This is a genomic window from Streptomyces sp. NPDC048277 (assembly GCF_040652235.1).
Classification (GTDB): domain Bacteria; phylum Actinomycetota; class Actinomycetes; order Streptomycetales; family Streptomycetaceae; genus Streptomyces.
Map to the genome: position 1 here is coordinate 318,448 of NZ_JBEZLQ010000011.1, position 26,827 is coordinate 345,274.

Below are 26,827 nucleotides of genomic sequence, written 5' to 3' on the forward strand. Positions count from 1 at the left end.
ACCGGCGGAGCGAACGGATGTCCGTACTGCTCTTTCCGGGTGACGATCGACGGTATCGGCGCACATACGACGGAGTCAGCGCGCGTACGACGCCTCCCGTGCCGTGGCCACGATCCGGTCGCCGTCCGTCCCGTCCAGCAGTCCGTCCGCCACCCACGCGTCGGCCACCGACCGCACCCGCGCCACCAGCGCCCCCTTGTCGTGGAACGGCGCCCCGGCCCACACCTCGTCCAGCAGCGAGCCACCGTCGGACCTGACCGGGTCGGCCACCCCGGAGTCCACGCCGCCGAACACCACCGTGGGCTCCGAGCGCCGGAAGTAGGCGTGGGTCGGGTCCTCGGTCCCCTCGGAGAAGGGGGCGAACTCCGTTCCGTCCAGAGTGAAGTGGAGCGGAGCGCCCGGCACCGGAGTCAGGGACGGCAGCAGGTCCCCGGAGAGCCCGGCATTGCGGTACAGCCCCAACTCCAGGTACTCCGTGGCCGGGTCGCGGCCGACCAGATTGACCGGGCCGTAGAACAGGGCCTGCACGGAGGGGTCGTCGAGGGCTTTCTCGACCCGCAGCCGGAACGGAATCGACACCCGCACGATGTCCCCGGACCGCCAGGTCCGGGGCACGGCGAAGTAGCTGCCCGGCACCGGAGTGCCCGGCACCGCACGCCCGTTGACCGTCACCCGGAACCCGGCCGTCGCCCACACCGGCACCCGCAACCGCAACGCGAACGCGGCTCGCGCGTTCCCGGCGATCCTGAGGGTGCTGCCCTGCTCGGCGGGGTACGCGGTGGTCTGGCTGACCGTGATCCCCTTCTCGGCCCAGGTCAGCGTGGACGGGCTGTAGAGGTTGACGTACAGGGCGCTGCCGTCGGCCGCCGCGAAGTACACCGAGTCCTGGTACTTGGTGGCGGACTCCATGCCCGTGCCCTCGCAGCAGGTCGTGCCCTGCTTGGGCGTGTAGTCCCGCACATGACCGGGCGTCAGCCCGATGAAGTACGTGACCAGCGGCTTCTCGGCGTCGGCCCGGTCCTGCTTCGAACCGAGCACCTGGTTGTACAACGCCCGCTCGTAGTAGTCCATGTACGCCGGGTCCTGCTCGTGGAAGAACAGCGCCCGGCTCAGCTTCAGCATGTTGTACGCGCAGCAACTCTCCGCGGTGGTCGTGCTGATGGTCCCCGCGATCGCGTCCCGGGCCTTCCAGAACTCGGTCGTGCTGGTGCCGCCGATGCCGTACATGCGGTGGGGTACGACCATGGCCCAGAAGTTCTTCGCGGCGGTGAGGTAGCGGTCCTCGCCGGTCGCGTCGTACAGCCGGACCAGGCCGGTGAAGATCGGGATGTGCTGGTTGGCGTGCAGCCCGTTCAGCGTGTCGGTGTTCGCCGCGCAGGCGTCGATGAGGCTGTCGAGGTCGAACAGCCGGGCCAGCGCGAGGTGTTCGGCCCTGTCCGTGAGCTCGTGCAGGTCGCAGACGGCCTCGACGATCCCGCCGAACTCGCCGCTGGAGAAGATCCCCCACATCCGCTGGAGCGTGGCGGCGGGCAGCACGGACAGCCGCGAGTACATCCAGTCGCCCATGCCGGAGGCGAGGTCCAGCGCCCGCTCGTCGCCGGTCGCGCGATACGCGTCCAGCAGGCCCCGCAGGATCTTGTGCGCGGTGTAGTACGGCGCCCACACCTTCGTGTAGTCGCTGCCGGTCATCGACTCCAGAAGGATGAACTGCGTCTCCGGGTAGGCCGCCAGGAACCCGGGGTGGCTCGGGCCGCCCCAGGTGCGGCGCAGCGAGGCGTCGAGGCCGCGCCCCGAGCCGTCCGCGAAACCGGACCCCGAGGTCTCGTCGAAGGCGTACGACACGAGGTCACCGCCGGCCCGTGCGCTCTGCAACCCGGCGATCTCGGCGGCGCTCAACGCCCGCGACCACACGTCGAACCCGCCGAAGGCGCCCGCGAAGACGGGATCGGCGGTGTAGTGGGAGCGGCCCAGCCAGTGGTGGGCGAGGGTGCCGAGCGCGGCCGGGGTGAGGGACATGGCCGAATTCCGGGCCACGGCCGTGCCGTTGACGTACAGGATGCCGGTGCCGTCGGCGATCGTCACGGCGAGGTGGCTCCACTGGTCCAGGGGCAGCGCGGCGGTGCCGTCGAGTCCCTGTTCGGCGCCCGCCCCTCCGGTGGTGATCGCGAACCGGGGCACCCCGCTCGCGTTCCGTGCGACGAGGTACAGATACCTGGTGGTGTCGTTCCCGAAGTCGAACACCCGGGCCCAGGTGTCCTGGTGGGTGGGCCGCACCCAGGCGGACAGGGTGACGGCGGAGGCGTTGCCGAGCACGTCGGCCGGCAATTCCATGTACTGGTACGACCCGCGCTCGTTCTCGGCGGCCCGCCCGCCGAGGACCCCTGCGACGCCCGACACCGTGGGCTCGTGCCGCAGGGCCTCGCGTACGTCGGTCAACGCCCCCACCATGGTGCGGATCTTCGCGCCGAACACCTCCTCGCCGGTGCTCGCGTACGCCTGCGCGAGCATGGTCAGGAAGTGCCCGGTGTAGTGCCCGCGCAGATTGCCGTTGGCCTCCCCGTCCAGCCCTTCCCAGCCGCCCGGCGCGACCGCGCCGCCCGTGTCCAGGCCCGCGTTGGCCCGGAACACCTGCAACAGCCGGTTCTCGTCGTAGCCGCGGGCGTGGTCGAGCATCAACTGCCGCTTGTCGGCGAAGACGCCCGGCCGCAGCGCCACCGCGTCGAGCGCGAACGGCACCGCGCTCCAGGCGGCGGGGACCGCGGCGGCCGAGGCCGGGAGTCCGCCCGCCGCGTACGAGACCGCGGGTGCGGCGGCGGCAACCGCCGCTGCCTGCAGGAGAGTTCGTCGGGAGAGGGGCGGTGCCATGGGTGCTCCTCAGCAGGGCCGGTTGCGCTCACGGATGTTCGGGATACCGAACGACGTACAGGCGATCGACCAGACGATAGGGAGGAGGCGGGCGGTGGTCAACGGTTCCGGAGTCGTCGGCTCGGCCGAGTCGGGTGACGGTCGTGGATGCCCATACGAGCATGATTCGAGTAAAATGCGCATATCCGACCGCCTCCGGCCCAAACGGGGGAATCCGCAATGTCCAGCACACCCGCTCAGACAGCACGCCGGGAACTGGCCGACTTCACCGGGGAGTTGATCGGCCCCGAGGACTCCGGGTACCAGGAGGCCCGTGCCGTCTACAACGGCATGATCGACCGGCGCCCCGCACTCGTCGCGCGCTGCGCCGACGCGGACGCCGTGGCCCGGGTCATCGGCTTCGCCCGCGCCCACGACCTGCCGCTCGCCGTCCGCGGCGGCGGCCACCACGGCGCTGGACTCGGTACCGTCGACGGGGGAGTGGTCGCCGATCTCTCGCCCCTGAAGGACATCCGGGTCGACCCCGCGAACCGCACGGTCCGGGTCGGCGGCGGCTGCGTCTGGGGAGAGGTGGACCGCGCCACCCACGCCCACGGCCTCGCCACCCCCAGTGGCATCGTCTCCACGACCGGCGTCGGCGGCCTCACCACCGGCGGCGGACTCGGCCACCTCACCCGCAGGTGCGGACTGACCATCGACAGCCTCCTGTCCGCCGAGGTCGTCCTGGCCGACGGCCGGCGGGTGCGCGCGAGCGCCGACGACAACACCGACCTGTTCTGGGCGATCCGTGGCGGCGGCGGCAACTTCGGCGTCGTCACCTCCTTCGAGTTCCGGCTGCACGCGATCGACACCGTCGTCGCCGGCCCCACCTTCTGGCCCGTCGAGAACAGCCCCGAAGTTCTCACCGCCTACCGGGAGTTCCTCCCGAACGCACCTCGCGACCTCACCGCCTTCTTCCTGCACGGCACCGTCCCGCCCGCCCCGCCGTTCCCCGAGGAGATCCAGCTGCGCAAGACCGCCGGGGTCGTCTGGTGCTACGTGGGCGACGACCCCGAGGCCGCGGCCCGCGAGATGGCCCCGCTGCTCGCCGCCCTGCCGGAACCGCTGCTGCACGCCGTCGGACCGATGCCCCACCCGGTCCTGCAGTCCATGTTCGACGGGCTCTACCCGCCCGGCCACCAGTGGTACTGGCGCGCCGACTTCGTCGACGAGATCCCCGACGAAGCCGTCCGGCTCCACGCCACGTTCGGCGCCGAGGCGCCGACGGTCCTGTCGACCATGCACCTCTACCCGATCGACGGAGCCGCCCACGACGTCGGCCCCGAGGAGACCCCCTGGGGCTACCGCGGTGCCCGGTGGTCCACCGTCTACGCCGGAGTCGACCCCGACCCCGCCAACGCCGAGCTGGTCAGACGCTGGGCGGTCGACTACTCCGAGGCCCTGCGCCCGTTCACGGCGGGCGGTGCCTACGTCAACATGATGATGGACGAAGGGCAGGAGCGCGTCCGCGCCAGCTATGGCGCCAACTACGACCGGCTGGCCCGTATCAAGGCCGACCTCGACCCGCACAACGTGTTCCGCCTCAACCAGAACATCCGGCCCGCCTGACCGGATCCGGCCGGCTCGGCGAAGAGTTCCGCCTCACCAGGTGTCGACGAACGGGCGGTGCCCCGGCTGCGGGACGGGGCACCCCTCCAGCGCCGCCAGGATCCAGGCCCGTGACTGCGCGGGATCGATCACCGCGTCGATCTCCAGCGCGGCCGCCGCGTTGACCGCCTTCCCGCGCTCGTACAACTCGGCGACCCGCTCCTCGAAGACACGGGCCCGTTCGGCCGGGTCCGCGATCGCCGCCAACTCCCTGCGGTAACCGAGCCGGACGGCACCCTCCAGCCCCATTCCGCCGAACTCCCCGCTCGGCCAGGCGGCCGTGGCCAGCGGAGCCCGCGTCGAGCCGCCCAGCATGGCCATCGCCCCCAGCCCGTACGCCTTGCGCAGCACCAGCCCCACCAACGGCACCCGCAGATTGGCACCCGTCACGAACAGCCGCGAGAAGTGCCGTACGGTGGCGGTCCGTTCGGCGTCCGGGCCGACCATGAAGCCCGGGGTGTCGCAGAGCGAGACGACCGGCAGCCCGAACGCGTCGCACAACTGCAGGAACCGCGCCGCCTTGTCGGCCGCGTCCCGGTCGATCGCCCCGCCCAGATGCGCCGGATTGCTGGCCATCAGGCCCATCGGCCGCCCCTCGACGCGCACGAGACACGTGAGCACACCGACGCCGAACCCCGGCCGCAGCTCCAGCACCGAGCCGGTGTCCGCCAGCCCCGCGACCGCCGCCCGTACGTCGTACGCGCGCCGCCGGTTCTCCGGCACCACCCGCCGCAGCAGCCGCTGGTCCGGCGCCGCCCAACTCCCCGATCCGCCCTGGAAGTACGACAGATACCGCCGCGCCACCCGCACGGCCTCCGCCTCGTCCGCGGCCACCACGTCCACGACCCCGTTCGGCACCTGCACCGACAGCGGCCCCACCTCCTCGGGCCGGAACACACCCAGCCCGCCGCCCTCGATCATCGCGGGCCCGCCCATCCCGATCGTCGCGTCGGGCGTGGCGATCACCACGTCGCAGCAGCCCAGCAGCGCCGCGTTCCCCGCGAAGCACCGCCCCGAGACGACACCGACCAGCGGAACCGTGCCGCTGAGCCCTCCCATCCGCTGGAAGGTGGTCACATCCAGCCCCGCCACGGCCGTGGTGTCCGTGTCCCCGGGCCGGCCCCCGCCGCCCTCCGCGAACAGCACCACGGGCAGCCGCCGTTCCCCGGCGATCTCCAGCAGCCGGTCGGTCTTGCGGTGGTTCTGCAGCCCCTGGGTCCCGGCCAGCACCGTGTAGTCGTACGACATCACCACGCACGGCCGGCCGTTGACGCGTCCGGTGCCGGTGACCATGCCGTCCGCCGGCGTCGAGCGGATCAGGTCGTCCAGGGAGCGGCGGCCGCGCTGGGCGGCGATGGCGAGGGCGCCGAACTCCGTGAAGGAGCCGCTGTCGCAGAGGTCCTCGATGTTCTCCCGGGCGGTCCGCCGCTCCAGGGCGTGGCGCCCGGCGACGGCCTCCGGCCGGTTCTCGTCCAGCCCGAAGGCGTGCCGCCGGATCACCTCGGCGAGGTCCTCGCGGACGGCATCCGGATCGAACGACTCCTCGGCGGACCACCCGGGCCCGACCTCGCCGCTCACCTCGTCCACGGTGGCCAACGGCGAGCCCTCGGCGACGGTTTCCCCCACCCGCGCGTGCAGCGACCGCACCACCCCGGAGCCTGGCGCGCGCACCACGTGCTCCATCTTCATCGCCTCCAGCACCAGCAACTGCTGCCCGGCACGCACCGGTTCACCGGCCGAGACCTCGACGGAGACAACGGTCCCGCTCAGCGGCGCCACGATCGACCCGTCCAGGGACGGCACCGCCGGGCCGGTGAAGTCCCGGGCGAGTGCGGCCACCACACCCGTGTGCGCCCAGAAACGGGGCCGGGCGAGCACCTCCCGCAGCAACGGGATCCCCGTCCGCACCCCCTCCACACCGAACTCGCCCAACGCCCGGCGCGCCCGCGCACAGGCCGCCTCGACACCGCCGTACGGGACATGCGCGACCACCTTCGCGAGCAAGGGGTCGTAATCCAGAGCGACTTCGGACCCGGCCCGGACCGCGGTGTCGACCCGCACGCCCGGCCCGGTCGGCACGTCGAACCGTGTGACCCGACCCGCTCCCTCGGCGTTGACGCGGACCTGCACGGCGAACCCGCGCGGCGGGGCCGGAGCCCCCGACAGCCCGAGTCCGTCCAGCGTCTCCCCTGCCGCGAGCCGCAACTGCACACCCACCAGGTCGAGTCCCGTCACCTCCTCGGTGACCGTGTGCTCCACCTGGAGCCGGGGGTTGGCCTCGATGAACCAGAACTCCTCGTCCCTGACCAGGAACTCGAAGGTGACCAGACTGGAGCAGTGCACCGCCCGGGCCATCCGCAGGGCACTGCCGAGGATCTTCTCCCGCACCCGCTCGGGAAGTTCAGGAGCCGGAGCGATCTCGACCAGTTTCTGGTGGCGCCGCTGCGCACTGCAGTCCCGGTCCCACAGATGCGTGACGGCGCCGCCCGCGTCCCCGACGACCTGCACCTCGATGTGCCGGGCACCCTCCAGCAACCGCTCCGCGTACAACTCGCCTCGTCCGAAGCCCTGGTACGCCTCCGAGCGGCACCGCTCCCACGCCTCGTCCAGCTCCTCGGGCCGCCGTACGACCCGCATCCCGCGACCGCCGCCCCCGCCGACCGCCTTGACCATCACGGGCCCGCCCACCAGCAACTCCCGCGCCCCGTCCGGACCGTCGGCACCGGCGAGCACCGGAACCCCCACCCCGACGGCCAGCTCACGGGCCCGCGCCTTGTCCCCGAAAACCGCCAGCACCTCCGGCGCGGGCCCCACGAAGACGATCCCGGCCGAAGCGCAGCGGCGCGCGAAGTCCGCGTCCTCGCTCAGAAAGCCGTAACCGGGGTGGAGGAAGTCGCATCCCGTGCTCCGCGCGGCGGCGATCAGCGCGTCGCCGTCCAGATAACCGCCCAACGGCACGGCCTCGTCGGCCAACCGGGTGTGCCCGGCATCGCCCTCGACGTACACGGAGACCGTACGCAGTCCGGCCTCGGCCGCGGCCCGCAGCACGCGTACGGCGATCTCCCCACGGTTGGCGACGAGTACGGCGGCAGCACCCACGAAAGCCCTCCGGATCCCGGACGTCATCGACCGGCCCGGCCATGCTCATCGCCGCGGACGCCGGCGTCAATGAGGTCCCCGCCCGGCAGGCTGATCAGCTTCTGGATGACGTCCTCCAGGTGCGCGTTGTCCCGCGCCACCACCCGGGTCAGCAGATCCCCGCCGCCCGTGACCGAGAACGCCTCCACGATCTCCGGTACGGCGGCCGACGCGTCCCCGACGTCGTCGAGGTGGCCCTGGGAGACCTCGATGTGCACGAAGGCGAGCACCGGGTGGCCCCCAGCAGCTGGGCGTACTCGCGCACGCTGGTGCTGCGGATCCCCGCGGCGCCTTTTCTGCGCCGTCCGCGGGAGGCGAAGCAGGGCTGGAGAGGGTGTCCATGGCTCCGGACCCGGGGCGGCTGCGGTTGCGCTTCGCCGCCCGGACCGTAGTGGGCATCGGCCTCGCCGTCGTGGTCCGCGGATCGGCCGGGCACTCCCTCGCGGGCAGGCGATCACCACCGCGCTGCCGGTCGCCGGCGGCCACAGCCTCGGCGTCTTCGCCTTCATGACCTTTTTCGTGGCCCAGTTCCTGCACACCACACCCGGACAGCTGCCCGAGTTGTCCGCCGCCACCGGCCTGGCCCGGGCGCCGTACCGAGACGTTGCCGCCGTTCCCGGTCGGCAGCGAGTCCTTGTCAGGGCGCCGGCCGCTGTCGACATCACTCGGCAGCGCGCCCGTTGACGGGCCGACCCGAGGTTCTGGCACCCGCCGGGGGCAGGTCGCGTCGTCCGCGTTGCTGTCGCGTACCGGTGCACACCCAGCAGGCCAGAACCGTGACCAGACAGACCGCTCCGGAGACGGACAGGGCGCCGCGCGCGCCCACCCCGTCGGCCAGCTGGCCGGTCAGCACCGCGCCGAAGGGCGTCGTGCCCTGAAGGAGGAGGGTGTAAAGGGCCATGACGCGACCGCGATAGGCCGGTTCGGAGCCGAGCTGAACATGGTGGTTGGCCGATTGCGCGAAGGCCAGCATGGCGCAGCCCGTGAGACTCAGGCAGAACAGCGCCGTGGCGAAGGTGGGTGCCATGCCGGAGAGCGTCAGCAGCGCGCCGAAGGCCGTCGCGCTGATGAGTACGGTCCGCTCACCGGGCCGTCCCCGGCGCAGGGTGGTGGCCAGCGCGGCCAGCAGGGAGCCGACCGCCATTCCGGCGGTGAGGAGCCCGAAGGAACCGGCGTCGGTGTGGAAGACCGTGCGTGCCAGCAATGGCAGGGTCACCTGGAAGTTGAACCCGACCAGGGCAACGACCGCTGTCAGCGTGAGCGGCAGGATCAGGTCCGTTCTCCCGGCCACGTACCGGAGTCCTGCTGCCACCCCGCCGGGTGCCCGTGGCCCGTCCGTCCGGCGCAGTTCGCCGGGGCGGACGAGGTACAGGCCCGCCACCGTGGCCAGGTAGCTCGCCGCGTTGAGCAGCATGACCGTGCCGACGCCCACGCCGTCGATGAGCAGGCCCGCCGTCGCCGGTCCGAGAACGCGGGCGACGTTGAAGTACGCGGCGCTCAGGGCGGATGCGTTCGGCACCAGTTCCGGATCGACCAACTCGCTGATGAATGACATCCGGACCGGGATCTCGACGGCGTTGACGAGACCGACGCCGACGGCACAGGCGATGACGTGCCGCAGTGCCACCCGGTTCGACAGCACGTCCAGGGCAAGGACCAGGGCCAGCAGACCGGAAACACTGTTCGCGGCGATGAGAAGGCGTCTGCGGTCCAGCCGGTCGGCCAGTCGGCCGCCCAGCAGAGTGAGCAGCAGAACCGGAGCGAACTGTGCGGCCGTGACCGCGCCGAGTGCCGTCGCGGAGTCGTCCGTCATGCGTAGTACGAGCCAGTCCTGGGCGGTGACCATCATCCAGGTGCCGGTCACCGAGGCGAGCTGGCCCAGCGCGAAGAACCGGAAGTTACGGACCCGCAGCGAGGCGGTCATGTGGTCCAGGAGCCGCCCGCCCGTCACGGCGGGGCCACCAGGTCCAGGCACTCCTCCAGGAAGGCGAGGACCCGCAGGTGATAGATGCGGGCCGTCCGGCCGAGGCTGATGTTGTGGCCCGCACGCGCGAGCCGCTCGCTGCGGGACAGCGGTGAACCCAGGCGGTCCAGCATGGCCCGTACGGAGTGCGGATCGCTGCGCCACCACTTCTCGTGCTCGGCGAAGGTGAAGCGCACCGGCACGCGGATCTCCCCGGCCAGCCCCGCGTACACCTGCGGCCAGTCGGGGATCTCGTGGGCCTCGCGCTCCGGAATGGGGGCGATCAGTGCCTCGGCCAGCCGGAAGGTGCCGGGCGGGTAGAGGGCGAGCGGTCCCCAGTGCATCCGGTGGGACAGTCGGTGCCCCTGGTCCGTCAGTTGCCGTGCGGCGACGGCCCACCTGTCACCGATGCCCGAGACGTCCACGCCCAGCAACCCTCCGTCCGTCCAGCCGGACGCCGTGTGCAGCGCGGCCTTTCCGCCCAGGGAGTGCCCCACGAGGAGGACCCCGGCACCACAGGGACGGTGCAGCCGGTAGTGGCGTACGGCGGCCCGCAGTTGCCCGGCCTGCTCCGACAGGCCCATGCCCTCGGGCAGTTGGCCGGTGGAGCGCCCGTAACCGGGACGGTCGAGAGCGAGCGCCGTGTACCCGCAGGAAGCGGCGAGCGTCAACAGCGAGGTGGCCGGGTCGGCCGGGCCGTGGAAGTATCCGGCCCGCATCCCCCCGCCGTGCAGGGCGACCAGCAGGGCGCGGGGCGCGGACGCCGGCTCGCAGACGAGTCCGGACAGGGTGATGCCCTCACCGTCCAGGGTGATGGCACGGACCGGCGGTGCGATGACGGGGGAGGGGGACAGGGGCATGACGACGGGCTCCCTTGGCGATCGGCTCAGTCGAGGCCCCGGACGATGTGCGGTTCGAGGGCGAATTCGTCCTCGGCGTCCATGGGGAGGGTGGAAGCCTCGCCGGTCGGGCCGACGACGGCCGCGCCGGCCGTCTTCGTGCCCGTCGTCTCCTGATCGTCGTCCACAGGATCTCCTGTCCACCGTGCGTGCGTCGGTTCGTCGTTGAGTCGGGGAGCCGTGCGAGTCCAGGGCACGACGAGAGCGACCGCCGGCGCGTCGGACGCGTCAGCGGTCGCTGAAAGCAGGGTGGTGCGGGACGTACGGCCGTGTACTACATGTGCACGGCCGCAGTGCCCTCGGTTCCTTGCTCGCTCTGCTCAGGCTTCGGCAGATTGCTGCTGAGGAGGACCACCAGACCGGCCAGCAGCAGGATGCCGACGGTCCACCACACGGCGGTGGCATACCCGTGCACCGCCGCCCGGTCCGCCAGGTCGGCGCCGCCGCTGTGGGATGCGAGCCAGGAGGCGGTGGTGCTGGCCGCGATGGTGTTGAGCAGGGCCGTACCGATCGAACCGCCCAGCTGTTGCGAGGCGTTGATCATCGCAGAGGCGACGCCGGTCTCCCGGTCGTCGACTCCGTGGGTGGCGAGGCTCATCGACGGGGTGAAGGCGAGACCGAGGCCGATGCCGAACAGCAACTGGCCGGGCAGGACCAGCAGCGGGTAGGAGGAGTTCACGTCCAGCTGGGTCAGCAGGAGCATGCCGAGGGCGGCGACGAGGAAACCGGGCGCCATGATCCACCGCGGTGCCATCCTGGGCATCATGCGGCTGGCGAACTGCCCCGCCCCGATGAGCATGCCGGCCACCATGGGCAGGAAGGCCACGCCCGACATCAGAGGGCTGTAGCCCCGCACTTCCTGGAAGTAGTAGGTCAGGAACAGCAGCAGGCCGAACATCGTGATCACGGCGAGTGCCTGGGAGGCGAACACGCCGGCCCGGTTTCGCTCGGTGACGATCCGCAGCGGCAGCAGCGGGGTCGCGGAACGCTTCTCGACCACGACGAAGAGCGTCAGCAGGACGACACAGGCGACGAAGAGGGACAGGGTGGGCGTGGCCGTCCAGCCCTCGGTGTCGGCGAGGGTGAAGCCGTAGACGAGGGCGACGACTCCCGCGACGGACAGCAGCGCGCCGGCGATGTCGAGTTTCTGTCGCTCCGGGACGGTGTTCTCGTCGTGCACGACGGCGAGCGCGCCGGCCACCACGACCAGGGCGAAGACGACGTTGACGAAGAGGGACCAGCGCCAGTTCAGGTACTCGGTCAGGACGCCGCCGAGGATCAGCCCCACGGCGGAGCCGCTGCCCGCGATCGCGCTGAACACGCCGAAGGCCTTGGCACGTTCACCCGGTTCGGTGAAGGTGACCGCCAGCAGGGAGAGGCCGGCCGGCGCCAGCAGCGCTCCGAACGCGCCCTGCAGGGCGCGGGCGGTCAGCAGCATGCCGGCGTCCATCGCGACGCCGCCGAGGGCGGAGGCCAGGCCGAAGCCGATCACGCCGATGAGGAAGGCGCGCTTGCGGCCGATGGTGTCGCTGATCCGGCCGCCGAGCAGCAGCAGCCCGCCGAAGGCGAGCATGTAGGCGGTGACGACCCACTGCCGGTTGCTGTCGGAGATGTCGAGGGCCCGCTGGGCGGAGGGCAGGGCGATGTTCACGATGGTGGAGTCCACCGAGACCATCAGCTGGGCGACGGCGATGTAGACCAGAGCCTGCCAGCGCCGCGGATCCGGGGCGACGGCACCGGCTGGGGGCGCGGCGGTTCGAGCTTCAGCCATGACGGTTCTCACTTCTGGCTTCTGGGACGGCAGGAGGTGCAGCAGTCGTAGACACGTCTGGTGCATCGTCGACCGGCCCCAGCCGCGGGGGATTCGAAGGCAATGAGGCCGGCCGACGACTTATGTTGTGCCAACCAATGTTGGCTCGCATAACGATAAACGCGGATCGTTGGTCGGTGCAACACTGTCGCGTAGACTTGCCGTCATGACCGTGTACGGACGCTTGGCCGAACTCGACGTCTGGCTGCTGTCCGGTGCCGCCCTGCGGGCCCAGCGACTGCTGTGCGACCACCTGGACACGACCGGCCTGCGGATGCAGCACTACCGAGTGATGGCCGGCCTGGCCGAACTCGGTGAGTGCACACAGGCCGAGCTCGGCCGGGCGCTGGGGCTGGACGCCGGAAACCTGGTCGTGCTCCTGGGCGACCTGGAGGAACGCGGGGCCGTCAGCCGCAAGCCAGATCCCGGCAACCGCCGCCGCAACCTCGTGAAGCACACCGCACGGGGCCGGAAGCTGTACGAGGAGATGGACCGCGCGGTGGAGCAGGCCAACGAGGTCATGTTCGCGGCCTTCACCTCGGCCGAGCGCGAGGAGTTCCACAAAGTGCTGGTCCGCCTCGCGCAGGGCGGCCAGTGAACCCGACGGCCGTGGACCCGCGCCACGGCGAACTGACGGTGGGGGAGCTGGCCCGGCGCAGCGGCGTGCCCGCCTCGACGGTCCGGTTCTACGAGCGCGAGGGACTCATCCACAGCCGCCGTACCGGCGGCAACCAGCGCAGGTACGCCAGGGACACGCTCCGGCGGATCGCCTTCGTACGAGCCTCCCAGCGCCTTGGTATCAAGCTTGCCGACATCCGGGACGCGTTGAGCGTGCTGCCCCGGGGGCGTACTCCCACACAGGAGGACTGGGCGCTGGTCTCCGGCCGCTGGCACGGTGAACTGACCCTGCGCATCGAGCTGTTGCTGAAGCTGCGGGACAAGCTCATCGACTGCATCGGCTGCGGCTGCCTCTCCCTCGAAGGTTGCGCCCTGGTCAACCCCTGTGATGTCCTCGGCGACACCGGGCCGGGTGCCTGTGGGCTGGCGGGTTCGCTGCCGGAGACCGCTGCCGGGCGTCAGGCGGTGTAAGGGCGCTTCTCGCGGGCCTCGCGCAGCGAGACACCCCACCAGACCAGTTGATCGAGGAGGGTCTTGGCGGCCGAGGCCGCCGCCGTGGGCTCCAGGAGGGCGCCCGATCCGTCGAACTGCCCCCACACGTTGTGGAAACTCACACAGTCCCGCACGGTCACGGCGTGCAACTCCGCGAAGACGGGGCGCAGATGTTCCACTGAGCGCAGACCGCCGGCCAGACCGCCGTACGAGACGAAGCCGACCGGCTTGGCCTGCCACTCGGTGCGGTGCCAGTCGATGAGGCTCTTGAGCGAGGCCGGGAAGCTGTGGTTGTACTCCGGTGTCACCACGACGAAGGCTTCCGCGGCGGCCAGTCGCGGCGACACCCGGGCCAGCTGCGCGGCCACGTCGTCGCCGGGGGAGTGCGACAGCTCGTGCGGCAGCATGTGGTCGGCCAGGTCGATCAGGTCGACCTCCAGGTCCTCGCGCTGCTCGGTCTGCGCGACGAACCAGCGGGCGACCGTCGGGCCGAACCGGCCTTCGCGGACGCTGCTGTTGATGACGGCGAGGCGCAGGGGTGTGGCGGACATACGTCTCCTCAAGTACCTGTACGGGCTGCGGTGAGCACGGGGCTGTTCGCCGAGTCTGAAAGTTGAACCAAGGTTGAAGTCAAGTCCTGCCCGAGGAGTTGCCCGAGAGCGGGCGGGCCGCCCCGCGCTCCCGGCTCCAGCCACGGGCACCGCTGTGGCGCAGGGCACGCTCCAGGCGGTGCCAGTTGGGCGCGCGGTGCCGGGGCGTCCCGGTCGGCGCGGTCGCGGCGAACCGGGTGAGCAGCACCATGACCAGCGCGGCGAGTTCCTCGGGGGTGGCGTGGCCCCGGTGGACCTGGATGTCCGGCATGAAGGTCTCCTTCACAGGGGAGGGTTGCCGTGTTTCCGGGAGGGCAGTTCGGCGTGCTTGTCCCGCAGCATGGCGAGGGAGGCGATGAGGATCTCGCGGGTCCTGCGGGGGTCGATGACGTCGTCGACCAGGCCGCGCTCGGCGGCGTAGTACGGGTGCATGAGCTGCGCGCGGTACTCCTCGATCTTCCGGCGCCGTACCGCGTCCGGGTCGTCGGCGCCGTTGATCTCCCGGCGGAAGATGACGTTCGCGGCGCCCTCGGCGCCCATCACCGCGATCTCGTTGCCGGGCCAGGCGAGGGCCAGGTCGGTGCCGATGGAACGCGAGTCCATCACGATGTAGGCCCCGCCGTATGCCTTGCGGATCACCACGGAGACCCGCGGCACGGTGGCGTTGCAGTAGGCGTAGAGCAGTTTGGCGCCGTGCCGGATGATGCCGTTGTGCTCCTGGTCGATGCCGGGCAGGAAACCGGGCACGTCGATCAGCGTGACCAGCGGGATGTTGAAGGCATCGCAGAACTGCACGAACCGGGCCGCCTTCTCGCTGGCCTCGATGTCCAGCACGCCCGCGGTGGCGGCCGGCTGGTTGGCGACGACCCCGACGACCTCGCCGCCGAGCCGGGCCAGCGCGCAGACGGCGTTGCCCGCCCAGGCGGAGTGGACCTCGAAGAACTCGCCGTCGTCGACGATCTCCTCGACGACCGCGCGCATGTCGTAGACCCGGCCGGGATCGTCCGGGACCAGGTCGAGGAGGGCGTCGCCGGGCCGGTCGTGCGGGTCTTCGGACGTGGTCGAGGGCGGCAGTTCCCGGTTGTTGGACGGCAGCAGGGAGAGCAGGAAGCGCACGTCCTCCAGACAGCTGTGCTCGTCGTCGTACGAGAAGTGCGCCACCCCGGAGACACCGGCGTGGACGTCGGCGCCGCCGAGGCCGTTCTGGGTGATCTCCTCGCCGGTGACCGCCTTGACGACGTCCGGGCCGGTGATGAACATCTGCGAGGTCTCGCGGACCATGAAGACGAAGTCGGTGAGGGCGGGCGAGTAGGCCGCGCCACCGGCGCACGGGCCGAGCATCACGCTGATCTGCGGGATGACGCCGGACGCCTTGGTGTTGCGCTGGAAGATGCCGCCGTAGCCGGCGAGGGCGCTGACGCCCTCCTGGATACGGGCGCCCGCGCCGTCGTTGAGGGAGACCAGGGGCGCACCGGCCGCGATGGCCATGTCCATGATCTTGTGGATCTTGGTGGCGTGGGCCTCGCCCAGCGCGCCGCCGAAGATCCGGAAGTCATGGGCGTAGACGAAGACGGTACGGCCGTCGACCGTGCCCCAGCCGGTGATGACACCGTCGGTGTAGGGCTTCTTGGCCTCCAGACCGAAGCCGACCGCACGGTGCCGGCGCAGCTGCTCCACTTCGTGGAAGGAGCCCGGGTCGAGAAGGAGCTCGATCCGTTCATGCGCGGTCAGCTTGCCCTTGGCGTGCTGTCGCTCGGTGGCGGCGGCGTCCGGGCCCTGCCGGGCCGCCTCCTTGATCAGCCGCAGCTCCTCCAGACGCCCGTACAGCGTCCAGTCGGCGCCCCGGGCCGGGGTCGTATCGGTGACGGACATGGGTGTCTCACTCTCCTGTGGAGGGGGTCTCGGTCCGGCCGGGCCGGGCCCGCAGTCCGCGAACCCCGGCCACCACCCCGGCGAGGCTGACGGCGGTGACGAGCCAGAGCGCCGGCCGGTCGTCGGACCGGCCGGCGGTCAGCGCGGCGGCCAGGGCCGGCACGACGGCCGCGGAGATCTGCACGGCGCTCTGGTAGAGGCCGACGCCGGCCGGCCGGTCGACGGCCGTCAGCCGGGAGGTGGCCTGCGTATTCAGTGCGGGGAACGCGAGCACGAACCCGGCGCCGAGCAGCAGCATGGTCGGCAGTACGTCCGTGACGTAGCTTCCCGGCACGGGGTGCCGCAGGCAGAGGGCGCCGCCGGCCGCCGGGCCCAGCGCCCCCAGTGCGATCAGCCGGGCGGTGCCGTAGCGGGCGATCAGCCGACGGGAGAACAGGGCGGTGACGGCCAGGGGAGCACTCGCGGGCAGAAAGGCCAGCGCCGTGCGCAGGGGCGACCAACCGAGGCCGTCCTGCAGCCTCGTGGTGAGGATCAGCAGCAGACCCAGGTTGACGCCGTTGAGCGCGGCGGCCCCGGCCATCGAGCGGACCAGCGTACGGTTGCGCAGCAGCCGCCCCCGGATCAGGGGGCGTGGCGCGGTGCGTTCGGCTGCGACCAGGGCTGCCGTCAGCAGCACGGCGAGCCCCAGCGGACCCGTGGTCCGCACGTCGGTCCAGCCGTGCCGCGGCACCGAGACGATGCCCTGGACCAGACAGAGCAGGGCTCCGGTCAGGGCCAGCGCTCCCCCGACGCCGAAGTGCCGCGGGGCCTTTGGAACCGGACGGTCCCCGGGTACCAGCCGTGCCGCGAAGGCGAACAGGACGAGGACCACCGGCGCCGGGAAGACGAAGGTCCAGCGCCAGCCGACCGTGGTCAGCAGCCCCGACAGGATCAGGCCCGCCGTGAAGCCGGCACCGCCGAAGAAGGCGTACACCGACACGGCGCGGTCCCGGTCCCGGCCGGGCGGAAAGGCCGACGCGATGATCGCCAGACCGGTGGGTGCGGTGAGGGCGGCGAAGAATCCCTTCAGCACCCGGGCCGCCACCAGCACGACGGGCTCGTCGGACACCGCGCCGGCCAGGGACGCGGCGGCGAAACCGAGCAGCGCGCAGAGGTACACCCGCCGTCGGCCCAGCAGTTCCACCAGACGTCCGCCGAAGAGGGTGAGTCCGCCGAAACCGACGGCGAATCCGGTGATCAGCCACTGAGAACCGGTCGGCGGCAGACCGAGGTCCCGGCCCGTGGAGGGCAGCGCCACGATCATGGCCGACACCTCGATGGCGTCGATGAGCATGTTCCCGGCCAGGACCGAGAGCAGCCCCCACAGCCGGAGGTCCCAACGCCCGGCCACCGGAGGACCGAGGGAAGCCTGGGCGTTGGTCGCGGGGTTCATCCGGACTCCTTTCACAAGGGCGCGGGGATGGTCGGCGAGGGGTCAGCCGAGGAGGGTGCCTCCGGTGGCGTCGAGGAACGCGCCGGTGACCCAGCGGGCGTCGTCGCTCGCCAGGAACGCCACCACGTCGGCGACGTCCTGCGGCTCGCCCACCCGGCCGAACGCCGACAGCCGGGCCATCTGCTCGACGGCCTCGGGGATGCCGAAGACGGGGTTGCCGTTGCGGGTGATGCCGGGCGCGACGCTGTTGATGGTGATGCCGCGCGGTGCGAGGTACCTGGCGAAGTGCAGGGCCAGCTGCTCGACGGCACCCTTCGTCATCGCGTAGGCGATCTCCTCCGGGTTGGCGAAGTGCGTCAGCCCCGAGGAGATGTTGACGATGCGCCCGCCGTCGGTGAGGTTCTGCAGTGCCCGCTGGATGGTGAAGAAGGGTGCCTTCGCATTGACGGCGAAGAGCCGGTCGAACTGCTCGGGCGCCGTCTCCTCGACCGCGACCCCACCGCCCATGATCCCGGCGTTGTTCACCAGGATGTCCAGCTCGACGGAGCCGGTGCGCTCCTTCAGGCCCTGCTCCAGACCGAGGAAGAGCTCGTGGACGTCACCGGGCACCCCAAGCTCCGCCCGTACGGCGAAGGCCCGGCCGCCGTCCTTCTCGATCGCGGCGACGACGTCGTCCGCCGCCTGGCCCCCGCCGGAACTGTGCACCGCGACGAGCGCGCCTTCGCCTGCCAGTCGTACGGCGATGGCCCGCCCGATACCCCGGCTGGAGCCGGTCACCAGCGCGGTCTTGCCCGCGAACCTGTCCATGTGTGCCTCTCTCCTGTGTGAGGTCATGAGTGAGGGGGTGGCCGCCGGTGGGGACGAGGGCGCCGCCGGGGAATCTGCCAGGGCCGGATCGGGGCGCGTCCGGCGTGTGATGTCGTGGGCGGTGTCCAGGGAGTCCGGCTCGCCGAACCAGCGCCGCAGCGCGGTGCGCAGACCCGCCTCGTCCACCGCCGCGCCCTCGTCCTGCGCGTCGTACCGGTCGGCCCACATCACATGGCCGTCCGGTCGCACCAGTACGGTCGTATCCGCATCCGGTGTCCCCGGCGCAGGACCGTCGACGACGGTGTCCACCCGGTCGTTCCACGGAGCCAGAGCCCGCCGCAGCGCGGTCGCCCGGTGGGGCGGACCGGTGCGGAGCCGCAGCAGGCCCCGGGCTCCGTGACCGCGCCGCCCGTGGGCGAGGCGGAGTCCGAGGAGAGGGTGGCGCTCGTCGGAGGTGCCCGTGGGATAGCGGATGTCGAGGCCGGAGATCATCGCGGCCAGGTGTTCGCGGACCGGGTCGTGGCGTACGAGTTCGGCCACGACCGCACGCACCGGCTCGACCTCGGGGCCGCCGAGCAGCAGCAGTGCCTGGGCCCTGATGTTGGCGAGAACCCGGGCACCGACGGCGTGCCGTTCTGCGTGATAGGTGTCGAGCAGCCCTTCAGGAGCGCGCCCGGCCACCTCCAGCGCCAGCTTCCAGCCGAGGTTGACCGCGTCCTGGAGACCGAGGTTGAGGGCCTGGCCGCCGATCGGCATCTGCTGGTGGGCGGCGTCGCCCGCGAACAGCACCCTTCCCTTGCGGTAGCGGTCCAGCTGCCGGGCGGTGTCCTCGAACGAATTCACCCACAGGGGGGTCCCGTGCCCGATCTCCTCCCCGGTGACTCGCCGCCATGTGTCGCGGATCTCCGCGAATTCCGGCGCCCCGGACCGCTGCCCGGCTGTGCTGCCGAACTCGTGCACCATCACCCGGGTCACGCCCTGCGGGTTGCGGGCCGCGATGGCCAGGCCACGCGGCAGCCGCTGGAACCGCCGCGCGGGTATGTCGATGCCGGCCACGTCGGCGCGGATCAGCTCCCGGCGTGCTTCCTCGCCGGGGAAGGCGGCCCCCGTCAACCGCCGTACGGTGCTGTGCTCGCCGTCGCAGCCGACGAGATACCGGCCACGCACACGGACCGTCGTCCCGCCGGGGCGGGAGGCCTCGGCCTCCACATGGCCCCGGTGCACGGTCAGCGCGGTCACCTCGTGGCCGGGCCGTAGATCGGCGCCCAGGGACAGCGCCCATTCCCGGAGGATGGCCTCGGTGCGGGTCTGCGGGACCTTCCACTGCCCGGGATACGGCCCGGGCAGGGTCAGGTCGAGCGGGATGCCTCCGAAGTGCCCCATGACGTCGTTCGGCAGGGAGCCGAACCGGTCCAGCAGCCGGCGCCCGGCGAGGATCTCCATCGTGCGGGCGTGCAGGGTGGACGCCCGTGACTCCGTGCCCGGTTCCGCCCGGCGCTCCAGCACGACCACCCCGGCCCCGCCGAGCCGCAGCTCGCCGGCGAGCAGCAGACCGACCGGGCCCGCTCCTACGACGATGACGTCGCTGTCGAGAGCGGCCACGGTCAGCGCTTGCTCTCGGCGTAGTCCTTGGCGTGGCCGAGGGTGGCACGGCTGTTGGTGCTCAGCGCCCCGTGCACATACGCCCGGGCATCCGCGACGGTCGCCTCGGCACCCAGGATCCGGGCGATGTTGGCCGAGTTGAGCACCACTGTGTGCTGGGAGGTGGCCGTGACCCCGCCGTCGGTCTCGGCGAAGGCCCAGTAGCCGGTGTGCAGGATCATCAGCGCGGGCAGCGTGACCTGCTTGTACACGATCTTCTGGTGCGGGAAGGCCACGCGGTACGACTTGGTGGTGTGCACCGAGCCGTCCTTCGCCCGGGTGTCCATCTCCAGGATCTGCAGCCCGGGTGTGTCCTCGGCGAAGCGCACGGAAGCCACGTGCGGCAGCCGCTCCACCCATAGCCCCGCCTCGTTGACGAAGTCGAACGCGTCCTTGGCGGCTCCCTCGATCCGCACGCTGTCCTCGAACGAGAAGGCCAACTCGGCGGAGGCATGGGCGAGTTCGACGTTGGTCTTGAGCGCGGCCAGCTCGGAGCGTGAGTTGCGGTCGACGGCCTCGTCGATCCACTTCAGGCCCTCCGGCTCGTCGTCGACGGCCCGGTAGTCGTGCAGCAGCCGGATCCGGGACCCCCCGGACGGAAGCTGCTCGATGATCCAGCTGCCGCCCATGGCGGCCACCGGGGGCGCGGAGACCTCCTGCCGGAAGCGGATGCGCAGGCCCTCGGGGTCGAGGGCGCGGCGGGAGGTCCAGTTCTTGGCCGCGTCGTTCGCGGTGGCCCAGATCCGGATGCGTTCCTCGGCGCCGGTCCGCTCGACCACGTCGACATGAATGGTGGGCGGGAAGATCCGCGGCCAGTTCTCCACCTCGGCGATGAGACGGTAGACCTCGGCCGCGGGCGCCGCCACGGTGATCTCGTGCTCGACCTGACGGATCGTCATAACACCTTCTCCTCGGGAGGGTTCAGAAGTTGCCGAGTCCGCCGCAGACGTTGAGGGCCTGGGCCGTGATGGAGGCCGCGGTGTCCGACGCCAGGTAGCCGACGAGACCGGCCACTTCCTCGGGGGTCGAGTACCGGCCGAGCGGGATCTTCGCGGTGAAGCGTTCCATGATCGTGTCCTCGGACGTGTCGTAGGCCGCCGCGTAGCCCTGGCGCACCCGCTGGGCCATGGGAGTCTCGACATAGCCCGGGCAGACGGCGTTGACCGTGATGCCGGTGGGCGCCAGTTCGTTGCCGAGGGCCTTGGTGAAGCCGACCACGCCGTGCTTGGAGGCCGAGTAGGGGGCGCCGAGGACGACACCCTGTTTCCCGGCCGTGGAGGCGACGTTGATGATCCGGCCCCGGCTCTTGCCGCGCATGCCGCCCGCGTTGAGGACGGCCCGCGTCATCCGGAAGACGCTGTTGAGGTTGGTGTCGATGACGTCGGCCCACAGTTCGTCGGCGATGTCGGCGGTGACCCCGCCGCCGCTGCGGCCCGCGTTGTTCACCAGCACGTCGACGGTGCCGTAACGCTGCACGGCGGCGCGCACGAACTCCTCGACGCCGTCCGGTGAACGGACGTCGAGGGTCGTGCCGTCGACCTCCAGACCGTCCTCCCGCAGCTTCTTGACGGTGGAGGCGACGGTCTCGGTGTTGCGGGCGCCGATGTAGACCCGGTGCCCCTGACCGGCCAGCAGCCGGGCGACGGCGAGGCCGATTCCGCTGGTCGCGCCGGTGACGAGGGCGACCCTCTGGTCCTGGATGTGGTGCGTGTCCGTTGGCATGGCTGCTCCCGTGAGCGATGGGCGAGTCGGGCGAGGTGACTGTGGCTCAGGCCGCGGCGCCGTCCGTCAGACGGGCGTTGACGGCGTCGAGCAGCAGACGCGGGGTCGTCGCGTCGGCCAGGATGGTGTCGGAGAGGGTGATGCCGTACTCGCGCTCGATGCGGCTGCTGGTCTCCAGCAGAGCCAGGGACTCGTAGCCCAGCTGCTCGAACTGGGTGTCGAGGATGTCGCGGTCGAGGTCCACGCTCTCGTCGGCGCCGGCGCCCTCCAGAAGGATCCGCTTGAGGTCGTCGATCGTGAACGGCCGAGTGTCCACCGTTCGCTCCTTCCTTTGCGTCGGGTTCAGTCGCTGAGAGAACTCCGCAGCACCAGCGCGGAGTTGAAACCGCCGTACCCTCGGGCCAGCACCAGGGCGGTGCCCACCCGGGCCGGCCGGGCGGCGTCCGTGACCAGGTCGAGGCCGAGGCTCGGATCGGGGTCGACGTTGGTGGTGGGGGGAATCAGCCCGGACTCCATCGCGAGCAGGGCGGTGGCCAGGTCGAGCGGGGCCGCCCCGGAGTACAGCCGGCCGGTCATCGTCTTGGGCGCCGTGACGGGCACCCCGCCCGCACCGAAAACCGTGCGGAGCGCCTCGGCCTCGGCCCGGTCCAGTTCCGGCATCGCCGCCGCGTCGGCGAACACCACGTCGACGTCGTCGGGCGCGCAGCCCGCCTCGGCCAGGGCCAGCTCGATCGCCCTGCGCAAGCCGGGTTCACGTCCGCTGCCCGGCCTGGGGTCGAAGGTGGCGCCGTAACCCGCGACCTCGCCGTACACCCGGGCTCCGCGTTCGTGTGCGTCCGCGGCCCGCTCCATGATCAGGATCGCGCCGCCCTCACCGGCCACATGGCCCGCGGCCCGGGCGTCGAACGGCAGATAGGCGCGGCCGGGATCGTCCGCCGTGCTGAGGCGCCCGCCGGCCAGCTGAGCCACCCAGCCCCACGGGCAGACGGAGGCGTCGATGCCCCCGGAAACGATCATCCGGGTGCCCTTGCGGATCTGACGGCGCGCGTGTGCCACCGCGTCGAGGCCGCCCGCCTGGTCGCTCACCAGAACACCGCTGGGCCCCTTCATTCCGTGCCGGATGGAGATCTGACCGCTGTTGACGGCGTAGAACCAGGCGAAGGACTGGTACGCGCTGACGTACTGGCTGCCCTTGGCCCACAGCTTCTGCAACTCGTTCTGGCCGAACTCGAAGCCGCCGGAGGAACTGGCCGTGACGACACCCATGTCGAATGCCTCGGTGTCCTCGGGCTTGATGCCGGCGTCCGCCAGCGCCCAGTCGGCCGCGACCAGGGCGAGCCGGGTCATCCGGTCCGTCTGCGGCAGCAGCCGGCTCGGCAGGTGCTCCTTCGCCGTGAAACCCGGCACCTCCCCGGCCAGCCGGGCCGGGTAGGGCGAGGCGTCGAACCGTGTGACCGGACCGATACCGCCACGACCGGTGCGGGTGGCGGCCCAGTACTCCTCCTTGCCCAGGCCGTTGGGAGAGGCGATGCCCAGCCCGGTGATCACGACCGATGCCGTCATCGGGTGCCCCCTTCGGCCCGCGTCAGCACCATCGCGCTCTGGAAACCGCCGAAGCCGCTGCCGACCGTGAGGACGGTGTCCGTGCGGTGCTCCCGCGCGGTCAGCGGCACATAGTCCAGGTCGCACTCGGGGTCGGGCGTGCGCAGATTGGCCGTGGGGGGAACGACGTTGTTCTCCATGGCGAGGGCGCAGGCGGCGATCTCGATCGAGCCGATGGCGCCGAGCGAGTGCCCGACCATGGACTTGATGGAGCTGACCGGTGTGCGGTAGGCGTGCTCGCCGAGGCTCTTCTTGAAGGCGGCCGTCTCGTGCCGGTCGTTCTGCTTGGTGCCGGAGCCGTGCGCGTTGATGTAGTCGACGCGTTCGCCGTCGATCCGGGCCTCGTCCAGGGCCACCCGGATGGCTTCGGCCATCTCCGCCCCGTCCGGACGCAGTCCGGTCATGTGGAAGGCGTTGCAGCGGGAGGCGTAGCCGGCGATCTCGGCGTAGATGTGCGCTCCGCGCCGCCTGGCGCTCTGCAGCTCCTCCAGGACGAACACCGCGGAGCCCTCACCCAGCACGAACCCGTTGCGGGTGCCGTCGAACGGCCGCGAGGCGCGCTCGGGTTCCTCGTCGCGCGGGGTGGTCGCCTTGATCGCGTCGAAGCAGGCCATCGTGATCGGGGAGATCGGGGCGTCCGAGGAGCCGGCGATCATCACGTCCGCCGACCCCTCGCGCAGCAGTTCCACCGCATGCCCTACCGAGTCCAGGCCCGAGGTGCAGCCGGTCGACACCACCGTGCTCGGCCCCTGCGCGCCCACGCACCAGGCGACCTCGGCGGCGAAGGAGCTGGGGACGAAGTAGTTGTACAGATGCGGTACGGCGTACTCGTGGTCCACCAGGTCGAGCCGTCCCCGGTCGCTGACCACGCAGTACTCCTGGTCGAGGCCCATGGTCGCCCCGACCGCGCTGCCGATGGTGACACCGATCCGGTACGGGTCCAGGGCCCCGGCGTCGAGACCGCTGTCCGTGACCGCCTCCCGGGTGGCGACGACCGCGAGCTGGGCTGCCCGGTCCATCCGCCGGATCTCCTGCGGGGTCAGCCCGCTCGCCTCGGCGTCGAAGTCGATCTCCGCGGCGACCCGGGACCGGAACGGCGAGGGGTCGAAGAAGGTGATGCCCCGGGTCGCGGTCCGGCCCTCGCTGAGCAGACTCCAGAAGTCCTTCACCCCGATCCCGCCGGGGGCGACGACCCCGATTCCCGTGATGACCACCCTGCGCCCGGTCACGCGGAACCCTCCCAGTGGTAGAAACGGGTCGCCATCGCGTCCGCGGGCGAACGCCAGGTCGCGGGGTCGTAGGCCTCGATGAACGGCTTGAGGTCCTCGCTGATCCCGATGAACCGCGGGTCCGTCTTGGCCTCCTCGATCAGCCGGCCGCCGTTGTCCTGGTCGAAGTCCTGGAGGTGGAAGTACAGGCCGCGGTACGAGAACAGCTGACGGCGCCGGGTACCCATCAGGTGCGGCATCTCCGTCTCGTCGAAGGCGCCGAACAGCCGGGCGACCTCGGCACCGGCGCCGGGCTCCATCCGGGCGACGATCAAGGTGCTGTGCATGGTGTCTTCCTCTTTCTCGGGATGTACGGGGGCTAGCGCGCGGGACCGAACCAGCGCGCCAGGGCCGTCGGCAGGTCGCTGTGGCTGCCGGGCGCGGCCCAGGCCACATAGCCGTCGGGGCGGATGAGGACGGCCGCCGTGCCGTCCAGGGAACCGTCGTCCGGCGGGGTCTGCGGCGCCGCGGTGACCACGTCCACCCGGTCCGTCCAGCCTGCGGCCCGGCGGCGCAGTACGGCGTTGTCGCCGAGGTCGAGCAGCACCCCGCGGCCGCTGTGCAGGGCCTCGGTGCTGCTGTCGGGACCGGTGCCGCTCGTCAGGCGCAGCTGCGGCATCCGGCGGCCGAGCAGCGGGTGGGCGCCGGCGGCGATGTCGTACCGGATCTCCAGACCGCTGACCATGGCGGCCAGATGGCGGCTGACCGGCTCGTACCGGATGAGTTCGGTGAACACGTCACGCAGCGGCTGGACTTCGGCGCCGCTGAGGAAGAGCAGCCCCTGCGCCTGGGTGTTCATCAGCAGCCGCTGCCCGACCGGATGCCGCTCGTCGTGGTACGTGTCCAGGAGCGCCTCGTCCATCCGGCCCCGGACCACGGAAGCCAGTTTCCAGCCGAGGTTGACCGCGTCCTGGATGCTGGTGTTCATCCCCTGGCCGCCGGCCGGCAGATGGATGTGCGCGGAGTCACCGGCCAGCAGGACACGGCCCTGCCGGTAGCGGGTCACCTGGCGGGTGGCGTCTCCGAAGGAGCTGACCCACACCGGCTCGCCGTGCGAGATGTCGTCTCCGGTCAGCCGCTTCCAGGCCGCCGCCACTTCGTCGTACGACGGCGGGACCTCGCGCCGCTGCGGCGGGGTGCCGCGCTCGCACACGATCAGCCGGGTGATTCCCCCCGGCAACGGGCCGACCATGACCATGCCGCCAGGCAGCGTCTCACCGATCATGCGCGGGGCCAGGTCGAGCCCCTTCACATCGGCGAGGAACATCTCCATGGTCGCGGCGCTCCCGGGGAAGCCGAACCCGACGGACTTGCGCACCAGGCTGCGTCCGCCGTCGCAGCCCACGAGGTAGGGCGCGGTCAACCGGTGCGTCCCGTCGGGACCGCGCACCTCCGCCTCGACACGGTCTCCGGCGTCCTTGACGGAGAGCAGCTCGTGGCTGCGCCGGATGTCACCGCCCAGCTCGGTGACCCACTCCTCCAGAACCGTCTCGGTGTGCGACTGAGGGATGGTCTTGGCGGCCTGGTGCGCTCCGTCCAGGACGGCGAAGTCGACGGGCAGACCGCCGAAGTGCCCCTGGTCGCTGACCTCGATCTCACCGAAGCGGGAGAGCAGCCCGCGCTGGTCGAACACCTCCATCGTGCGTGCGGTGAACCCCAGGCCCCGCGATTCACCGGTCCGCCGGGCGAGCTTCTCCAGTACCACGACGTCGACCCCGGCCAGCCGCAGCTCCCCGGCGAGCATCATTCCGGCCGGTCCGGCGCCGACAACGATGACTTGCGTGTCCATGTACCCTCCATGAATTGTTCTGAACCTGACAAAAGAGTTCCGCTGAGGTGCCGGACGCATGGTGGTAGGGGTGCGGCTGTGTCAGTCCTTGATCTCGCAGATCACGGCGCCGGAGGTGAGGGCGGCGCCGACCTCGGCGGCGAGGCCCTTGACGGTGCCGGCCTTGTGCGCGTTGAGCGGCTGTTCCATCTTCATGGCCTCCAGGACGACGATCAGCTCGCCTTCCTTGACCTCCTGGCCCTCCTCGACGGCGACCTTGACGACCGTGCCCTGCATCGGCGAGGCGAGGCTGTCCCCCGACGCGACCGGGCCGGACCTCCTCGCCGCCCGGCGCCGGGGCTTGGCGCCGGCGGCCAGGCCGGTGCGGGCCAGGGTCATGCCGAGCGACGCGGGCAGCGAGACCTCCAGGCGCTTGCCGCCGACCTCGACGACGACCGCCTCGCGGCCCGTCTCGTCCTGGGCCTCGGCGTCGGTATCGGATGCCGGGACCGTGAAGGGCTTGATCTCGTTGACGAACTCGGTCTCGATCCAGCGGGTGTGGACCGTGAAGGGGTCGGCGGAGCCGGTGAGTTCGGGAGCGAAGGCGGGGTCGCGGACGACGGCCCGGTGGAAGGGGATCGCGGTGGCCATGCCCTCGACGGTGAATTCGTCCAGTGCGCGGGCGGCGCGCTG

General features: G+C 71.4%; 22 protein-coding genes and 2 pseudogenes. 4 read left to right on the plus strand and 20 right to left on the minus strand.

The window, feature by feature from the left end:
- Positions 1-75: 75 nt before the first annotated feature.
- Positions 76-2,865 carry a beta-L-arabinofuranosidase domain-containing protein gene (locus tag AB0D85_RS24970; RefSeq protein ID WP_362324037.1) on the minus strand — a complete coding sequence of 930 codons (2,790 nt, stop codon included), beginning with the start codon at positions 2,863-2,865 and terminating at the stop codon, positions 76-78.
- Positions 2,866-3,084: 219 nt separating this feature from the next.
- On the opposite strand from AB0D85_RS24970, the gene AB0D85_RS24975 reads away from it, so the two are divergent.
- Positions 3,085-4,473 (plus strand): FAD-binding oxidoreductase, encoded by a 1,389-nt coding sequence (locus AB0D85_RS24975; protein ID WP_362324040.1) that lies wholly within the window; start codon positions 3,085-3,087, stop codon positions 4,471-4,473.
- A gap of 33 nt (positions 4,474-4,506) precedes the next feature.
- Here AB0D85_RS24975 and AB0D85_RS24980 read toward each other — a convergent pair whose 3' ends face one another.
- Complete coding sequence (locus AB0D85_RS24980; protein WP_362324043.1) at positions 4,507-7,611, minus strand: carboxyl transferase domain-containing protein; 3,105 nt, start codon at positions 7,609-7,611, stop codon at positions 4,507-4,509.
- Between the two features lie 80 nt (positions 7,612-7,691).
- Positions 7,692-7,901: pseudogene (locus tag AB0D85_RS24985) on the minus strand (Lrp/AsnC ligand binding domain-containing protein); the annotation flags it as partial.
- Positions 7,902-7,990: 89 nt separating this feature from the next.
- Between AB0D85_RS24985 and AB0D85_RS24990 the strand changes: the two are divergent.
- Positions 7,991-8,235 (plus strand): annotated as a pseudogene (locus tag AB0D85_RS24990) (FUSC family protein); the annotation flags it as partial.
- A gap of 76 nt (positions 8,236-8,311) precedes the next feature.
- On the opposite strand, the gene AB0D85_RS24995 reads toward AB0D85_RS24990, so the two are convergent.
- The 4 genes from AB0D85_RS24995 to AB0D85_RS25010 form a co-directional block, all read right to left on the minus strand.
- Positions 8,312-9,601, minus strand: a complete 1,290-nt coding sequence (locus tag AB0D85_RS24995; protein WP_362324046.1) for an MFS transporter — start codon at positions 9,599-9,601, stop codon at positions 8,312-8,314.
- Positions 9,598-10,473 (minus strand): alpha/beta hydrolase, encoded by an 876-nt coding sequence (locus AB0D85_RS25000; protein ID WP_362324049.1) that lies wholly within the window; start codon positions 10,471-10,473, stop codon positions 9,598-9,600. Before AB0D85_RS25000 ends, AB0D85_RS24995 begins: the two co-directional genes overlap by 4 nt.
- 26 nt (positions 10,474-10,499) lie before the next feature.
- A complete protein-coding gene (locus tag AB0D85_RS25005) occupies positions 10,500-10,640 on the minus strand; it encodes a hypothetical protein (RefSeq protein WP_362324052.1) in 141 nt (46 codons plus the stop codon).
- Positions 10,641-10,786: 146 nt separating this feature from the next.
- Entirely contained in the window at positions 10,787-12,283 is a 1,497-nt protein-coding gene (locus AB0D85_RS25010) for an MFS transporter (protein ID WP_362324055.1), read from the minus strand.
- A 205-nt stretch (positions 12,284-12,488) separates the two neighbouring features.
- On the opposite strand from AB0D85_RS25010, the gene AB0D85_RS25015 reads away from it, so the two are divergent.
- Together AB0D85_RS25015 and soxR are read left to right on the plus strand one after the other, a co-directional pair.
- The gene (locus AB0D85_RS25015) at positions 12,489-12,920 is read left to right on the plus strand and encodes a MarR family transcriptional regulator (RefSeq protein ID WP_362324058.1); all 432 of its coding nucleotides are present in this window, start codon (positions 12,489-12,491) and stop codon (positions 12,918-12,920) included.
- Between the two features lie 11 nt (positions 12,921-12,931).
- Positions 12,932-13,411, plus strand: a complete 480-nt coding sequence (gene soxR / locus AB0D85_RS25020; protein WP_362324061.1) for a redox-sensitive transcriptional activator SoxR — start codon at positions 12,932-12,934, stop codon at positions 13,409-13,411.
- Here the strand turns inward: soxR and AB0D85_RS25025 are convergent.
- From AB0D85_RS25025 to AB0D85_RS25085, 13 genes are all read right to left on the minus strand, one after another.
- The gene (locus AB0D85_RS25025) at positions 13,399-13,983 is read right to left on the minus strand and encodes an NAD(P)H-dependent oxidoreductase (protein ID WP_362324064.1); all 585 of its coding nucleotides are present in this window, start codon (positions 13,981-13,983) and stop codon (positions 13,399-13,401) included. The two genes, soxR and AB0D85_RS25025, sit on opposite strands and share 13 nt — an antisense overlap.
- Positions 13,984-14,062: 79 nt before the next feature.
- Entirely contained in the window at positions 14,063-14,293 is a 231-nt protein-coding gene (locus AB0D85_RS25030; RefSeq protein WP_362324067.1) for an acyl-CoA carboxylase subunit epsilon, read from the minus strand.
- 11 nt (positions 14,294-14,304) lie between these two features.
- A complete protein-coding gene (locus AB0D85_RS25035; protein WP_362324070.1) occupies positions 14,305-15,894 on the minus strand; it encodes an acyl-CoA carboxylase subunit beta in 1,590 nt (529 codons plus the stop codon).
- 7 nt (positions 15,895-15,901) lie between these two features.
- Positions 15,902-17,326: an MFS transporter gene (locus tag AB0D85_RS25040; protein WP_362324073.1), complete on the minus strand. Its 1,425-nt coding sequence runs from the start codon at positions 17,324-17,326 to the stop codon at positions 15,902-15,904.
- A gap of 42 nt (positions 17,327-17,368) precedes the next feature.
- Entirely contained in the window at positions 17,369-19,735 is a 2,367-nt protein-coding gene (locus AB0D85_RS25045) for an SDR family oxidoreductase (protein WP_362324076.1), read from the minus strand.
- A 2-nt stretch (positions 19,736-19,737) separates the two neighbouring features.
- A complete protein-coding gene (locus AB0D85_RS25050; protein WP_362324079.1) occupies positions 19,738-20,673 on the minus strand; it encodes an aromatase/cyclase in 936 nt (311 codons plus the stop codon).
- 22 nt (positions 20,674-20,695) lie between these two features.
- Positions 20,696-21,496, minus strand: a complete 801-nt coding sequence (gene fabG, locus AB0D85_RS25055; protein WP_362324082.1) for a 3-oxoacyl-ACP reductase FabG — start codon at positions 21,494-21,496, stop codon at positions 20,696-20,698.
- Positions 21,497-21,542: 46 nt separating this feature from the next.
- The gene (locus tag AB0D85_RS25060) at positions 21,543-21,812 is read right to left on the minus strand and encodes an acyl carrier protein (protein ID WP_362324085.1); all 270 of its coding nucleotides are present in this window, start codon (positions 21,810-21,812) and stop codon (positions 21,543-21,545) included.
- Between the two features lie 26 nt (positions 21,813-21,838).
- A complete protein-coding gene (locus AB0D85_RS25065; RefSeq protein WP_362324088.1) occupies positions 21,839-23,059 on the minus strand; it encodes a ketosynthase chain-length factor in 1,221 nt (406 codons plus the stop codon).
- Complete coding sequence (locus tag AB0D85_RS25070; RefSeq protein WP_362324091.1) at positions 23,056-24,327, minus strand: beta-ketoacyl-[acyl-carrier-protein] synthase family protein; 1,272 nt, start codon at positions 24,325-24,327, stop codon at positions 23,056-23,058. Before AB0D85_RS25070 ends, AB0D85_RS25065 begins: the two co-directional genes overlap by 4 nt.
- Positions 24,324-24,653, minus strand: coding sequence for a TcmI family type II polyketide cyclase (locus tag AB0D85_RS25075; RefSeq protein WP_362324094.1), 330 nt, complete (start codon positions 24,651-24,653; stop codon positions 24,324-24,326). Before AB0D85_RS25075 ends, AB0D85_RS25070 begins: the two co-directional genes overlap by 4 nt.
- A gap of 32 nt (positions 24,654-24,685) precedes the next feature.
- Positions 24,686-26,155: an FAD-dependent monooxygenase gene (locus AB0D85_RS25080; protein ID WP_362324097.1), complete on the minus strand. Its 1,470-nt coding sequence runs from the start codon at positions 26,153-26,155 to the stop codon at positions 24,686-24,688.
- A gap of 81 nt (positions 26,156-26,236) precedes the next feature.
- Positions 26,237-26,827: biotin/lipoyl-containing protein (locus tag AB0D85_RS25085; RefSeq protein ID WP_362324100.1), on the minus strand; the 591-nt coding region annotated here is incomplete at its 5' end.

Excerpts from the sequence above, each read along its gene's own strand:
- AB0D85_RS25080 (WP_362324097.1), bottom strand. The coding sequence starts at position 26,155 with ATGGACACGCAAGTCATCGTTGTCGGCGCCGGACCGGCCGGAATGATG.
- AB0D85_RS24975 (WP_362324040.1), top strand. The coding sequence starts at position 3,085 with ATGTCCAGCACACCCGCTCAGACAGCACGCCGGGAACTGGCCGACTTC.
- fabG (WP_362324082.1), bottom strand. The coding sequence starts at position 21,496 with ATGCCAACGGACACGCACCACATCCAGGACCAGAGGGTCGCCCTCGTC.
- AB0D85_RS25030 (WP_362324067.1), bottom strand. The coding sequence starts at position 14,293 with ATGCCGGACATCCAGGTCCACCGGGGCCACGCCACCCCCGAGGAACTC.
- AB0D85_RS25065 (WP_362324088.1), bottom strand. The coding sequence starts at position 23,059 with ATGACGGCATCGGTCGTGATCACCGGGCTGGGCATCGCCTCTCCCAAC.
- AB0D85_RS25075 (WP_362324094.1), bottom strand. The coding sequence starts at position 24,653 with ATGCACAGCACCTTGATCGTCGCCCGGATGGAGCCCGGCGCCGGTGCC.
- AB0D85_RS25050 (WP_362324079.1), bottom strand. The coding sequence starts at position 20,673 with ATGACGATCCGTCAGGTCGAGCACGAGATCACCGTGGCGGCGCCCGCG.
- AB0D85_RS25025 (WP_362324064.1), bottom strand. The coding sequence starts at position 13,983 with ATGTCCGCCACACCCCTGCGCCTCGCCGTCATCAACAGCAGCGTCCGC.
- AB0D85_RS25010 (WP_362324055.1), bottom strand. The coding sequence starts at position 12,283 with ATGGCTGAAGCTCGAACCGCCGCGCCCCCAGCCGGTGCCGTCGCCCCG.
- AB0D85_RS25040 (WP_362324073.1), bottom strand. The coding sequence starts at position 17,326 with ATGAACCCCGCGACCAACGCCCAGGCTTCCCTCGGTCCTCCGGTGGCC.
- AB0D85_RS25035 (WP_362324070.1), bottom strand. The coding sequence starts at position 15,894 with ATGTCCGTCACCGATACGACCCCGGCCCGGGGCGCCGACTGGACGCTG.
- AB0D85_RS25015 (WP_362324058.1), top strand. The coding sequence starts at position 12,489 with ATGACCGTGTACGGACGCTTGGCCGAACTCGACGTCTGGCTGCTGTCC.
- AB0D85_RS24970 (WP_362324037.1), bottom strand. The coding sequence starts at position 2,865 with ATGGCACCGCCCCTCTCCCGACGAACTCTCCTGCAGGCAGCGGCGGTT.
- AB0D85_RS25000 (WP_362324049.1), bottom strand. The coding sequence starts at position 10,473 with ATGCCCCTGTCCCCCTCCCCCGTCATCGCACCGCCGGTCCGTGCCATC.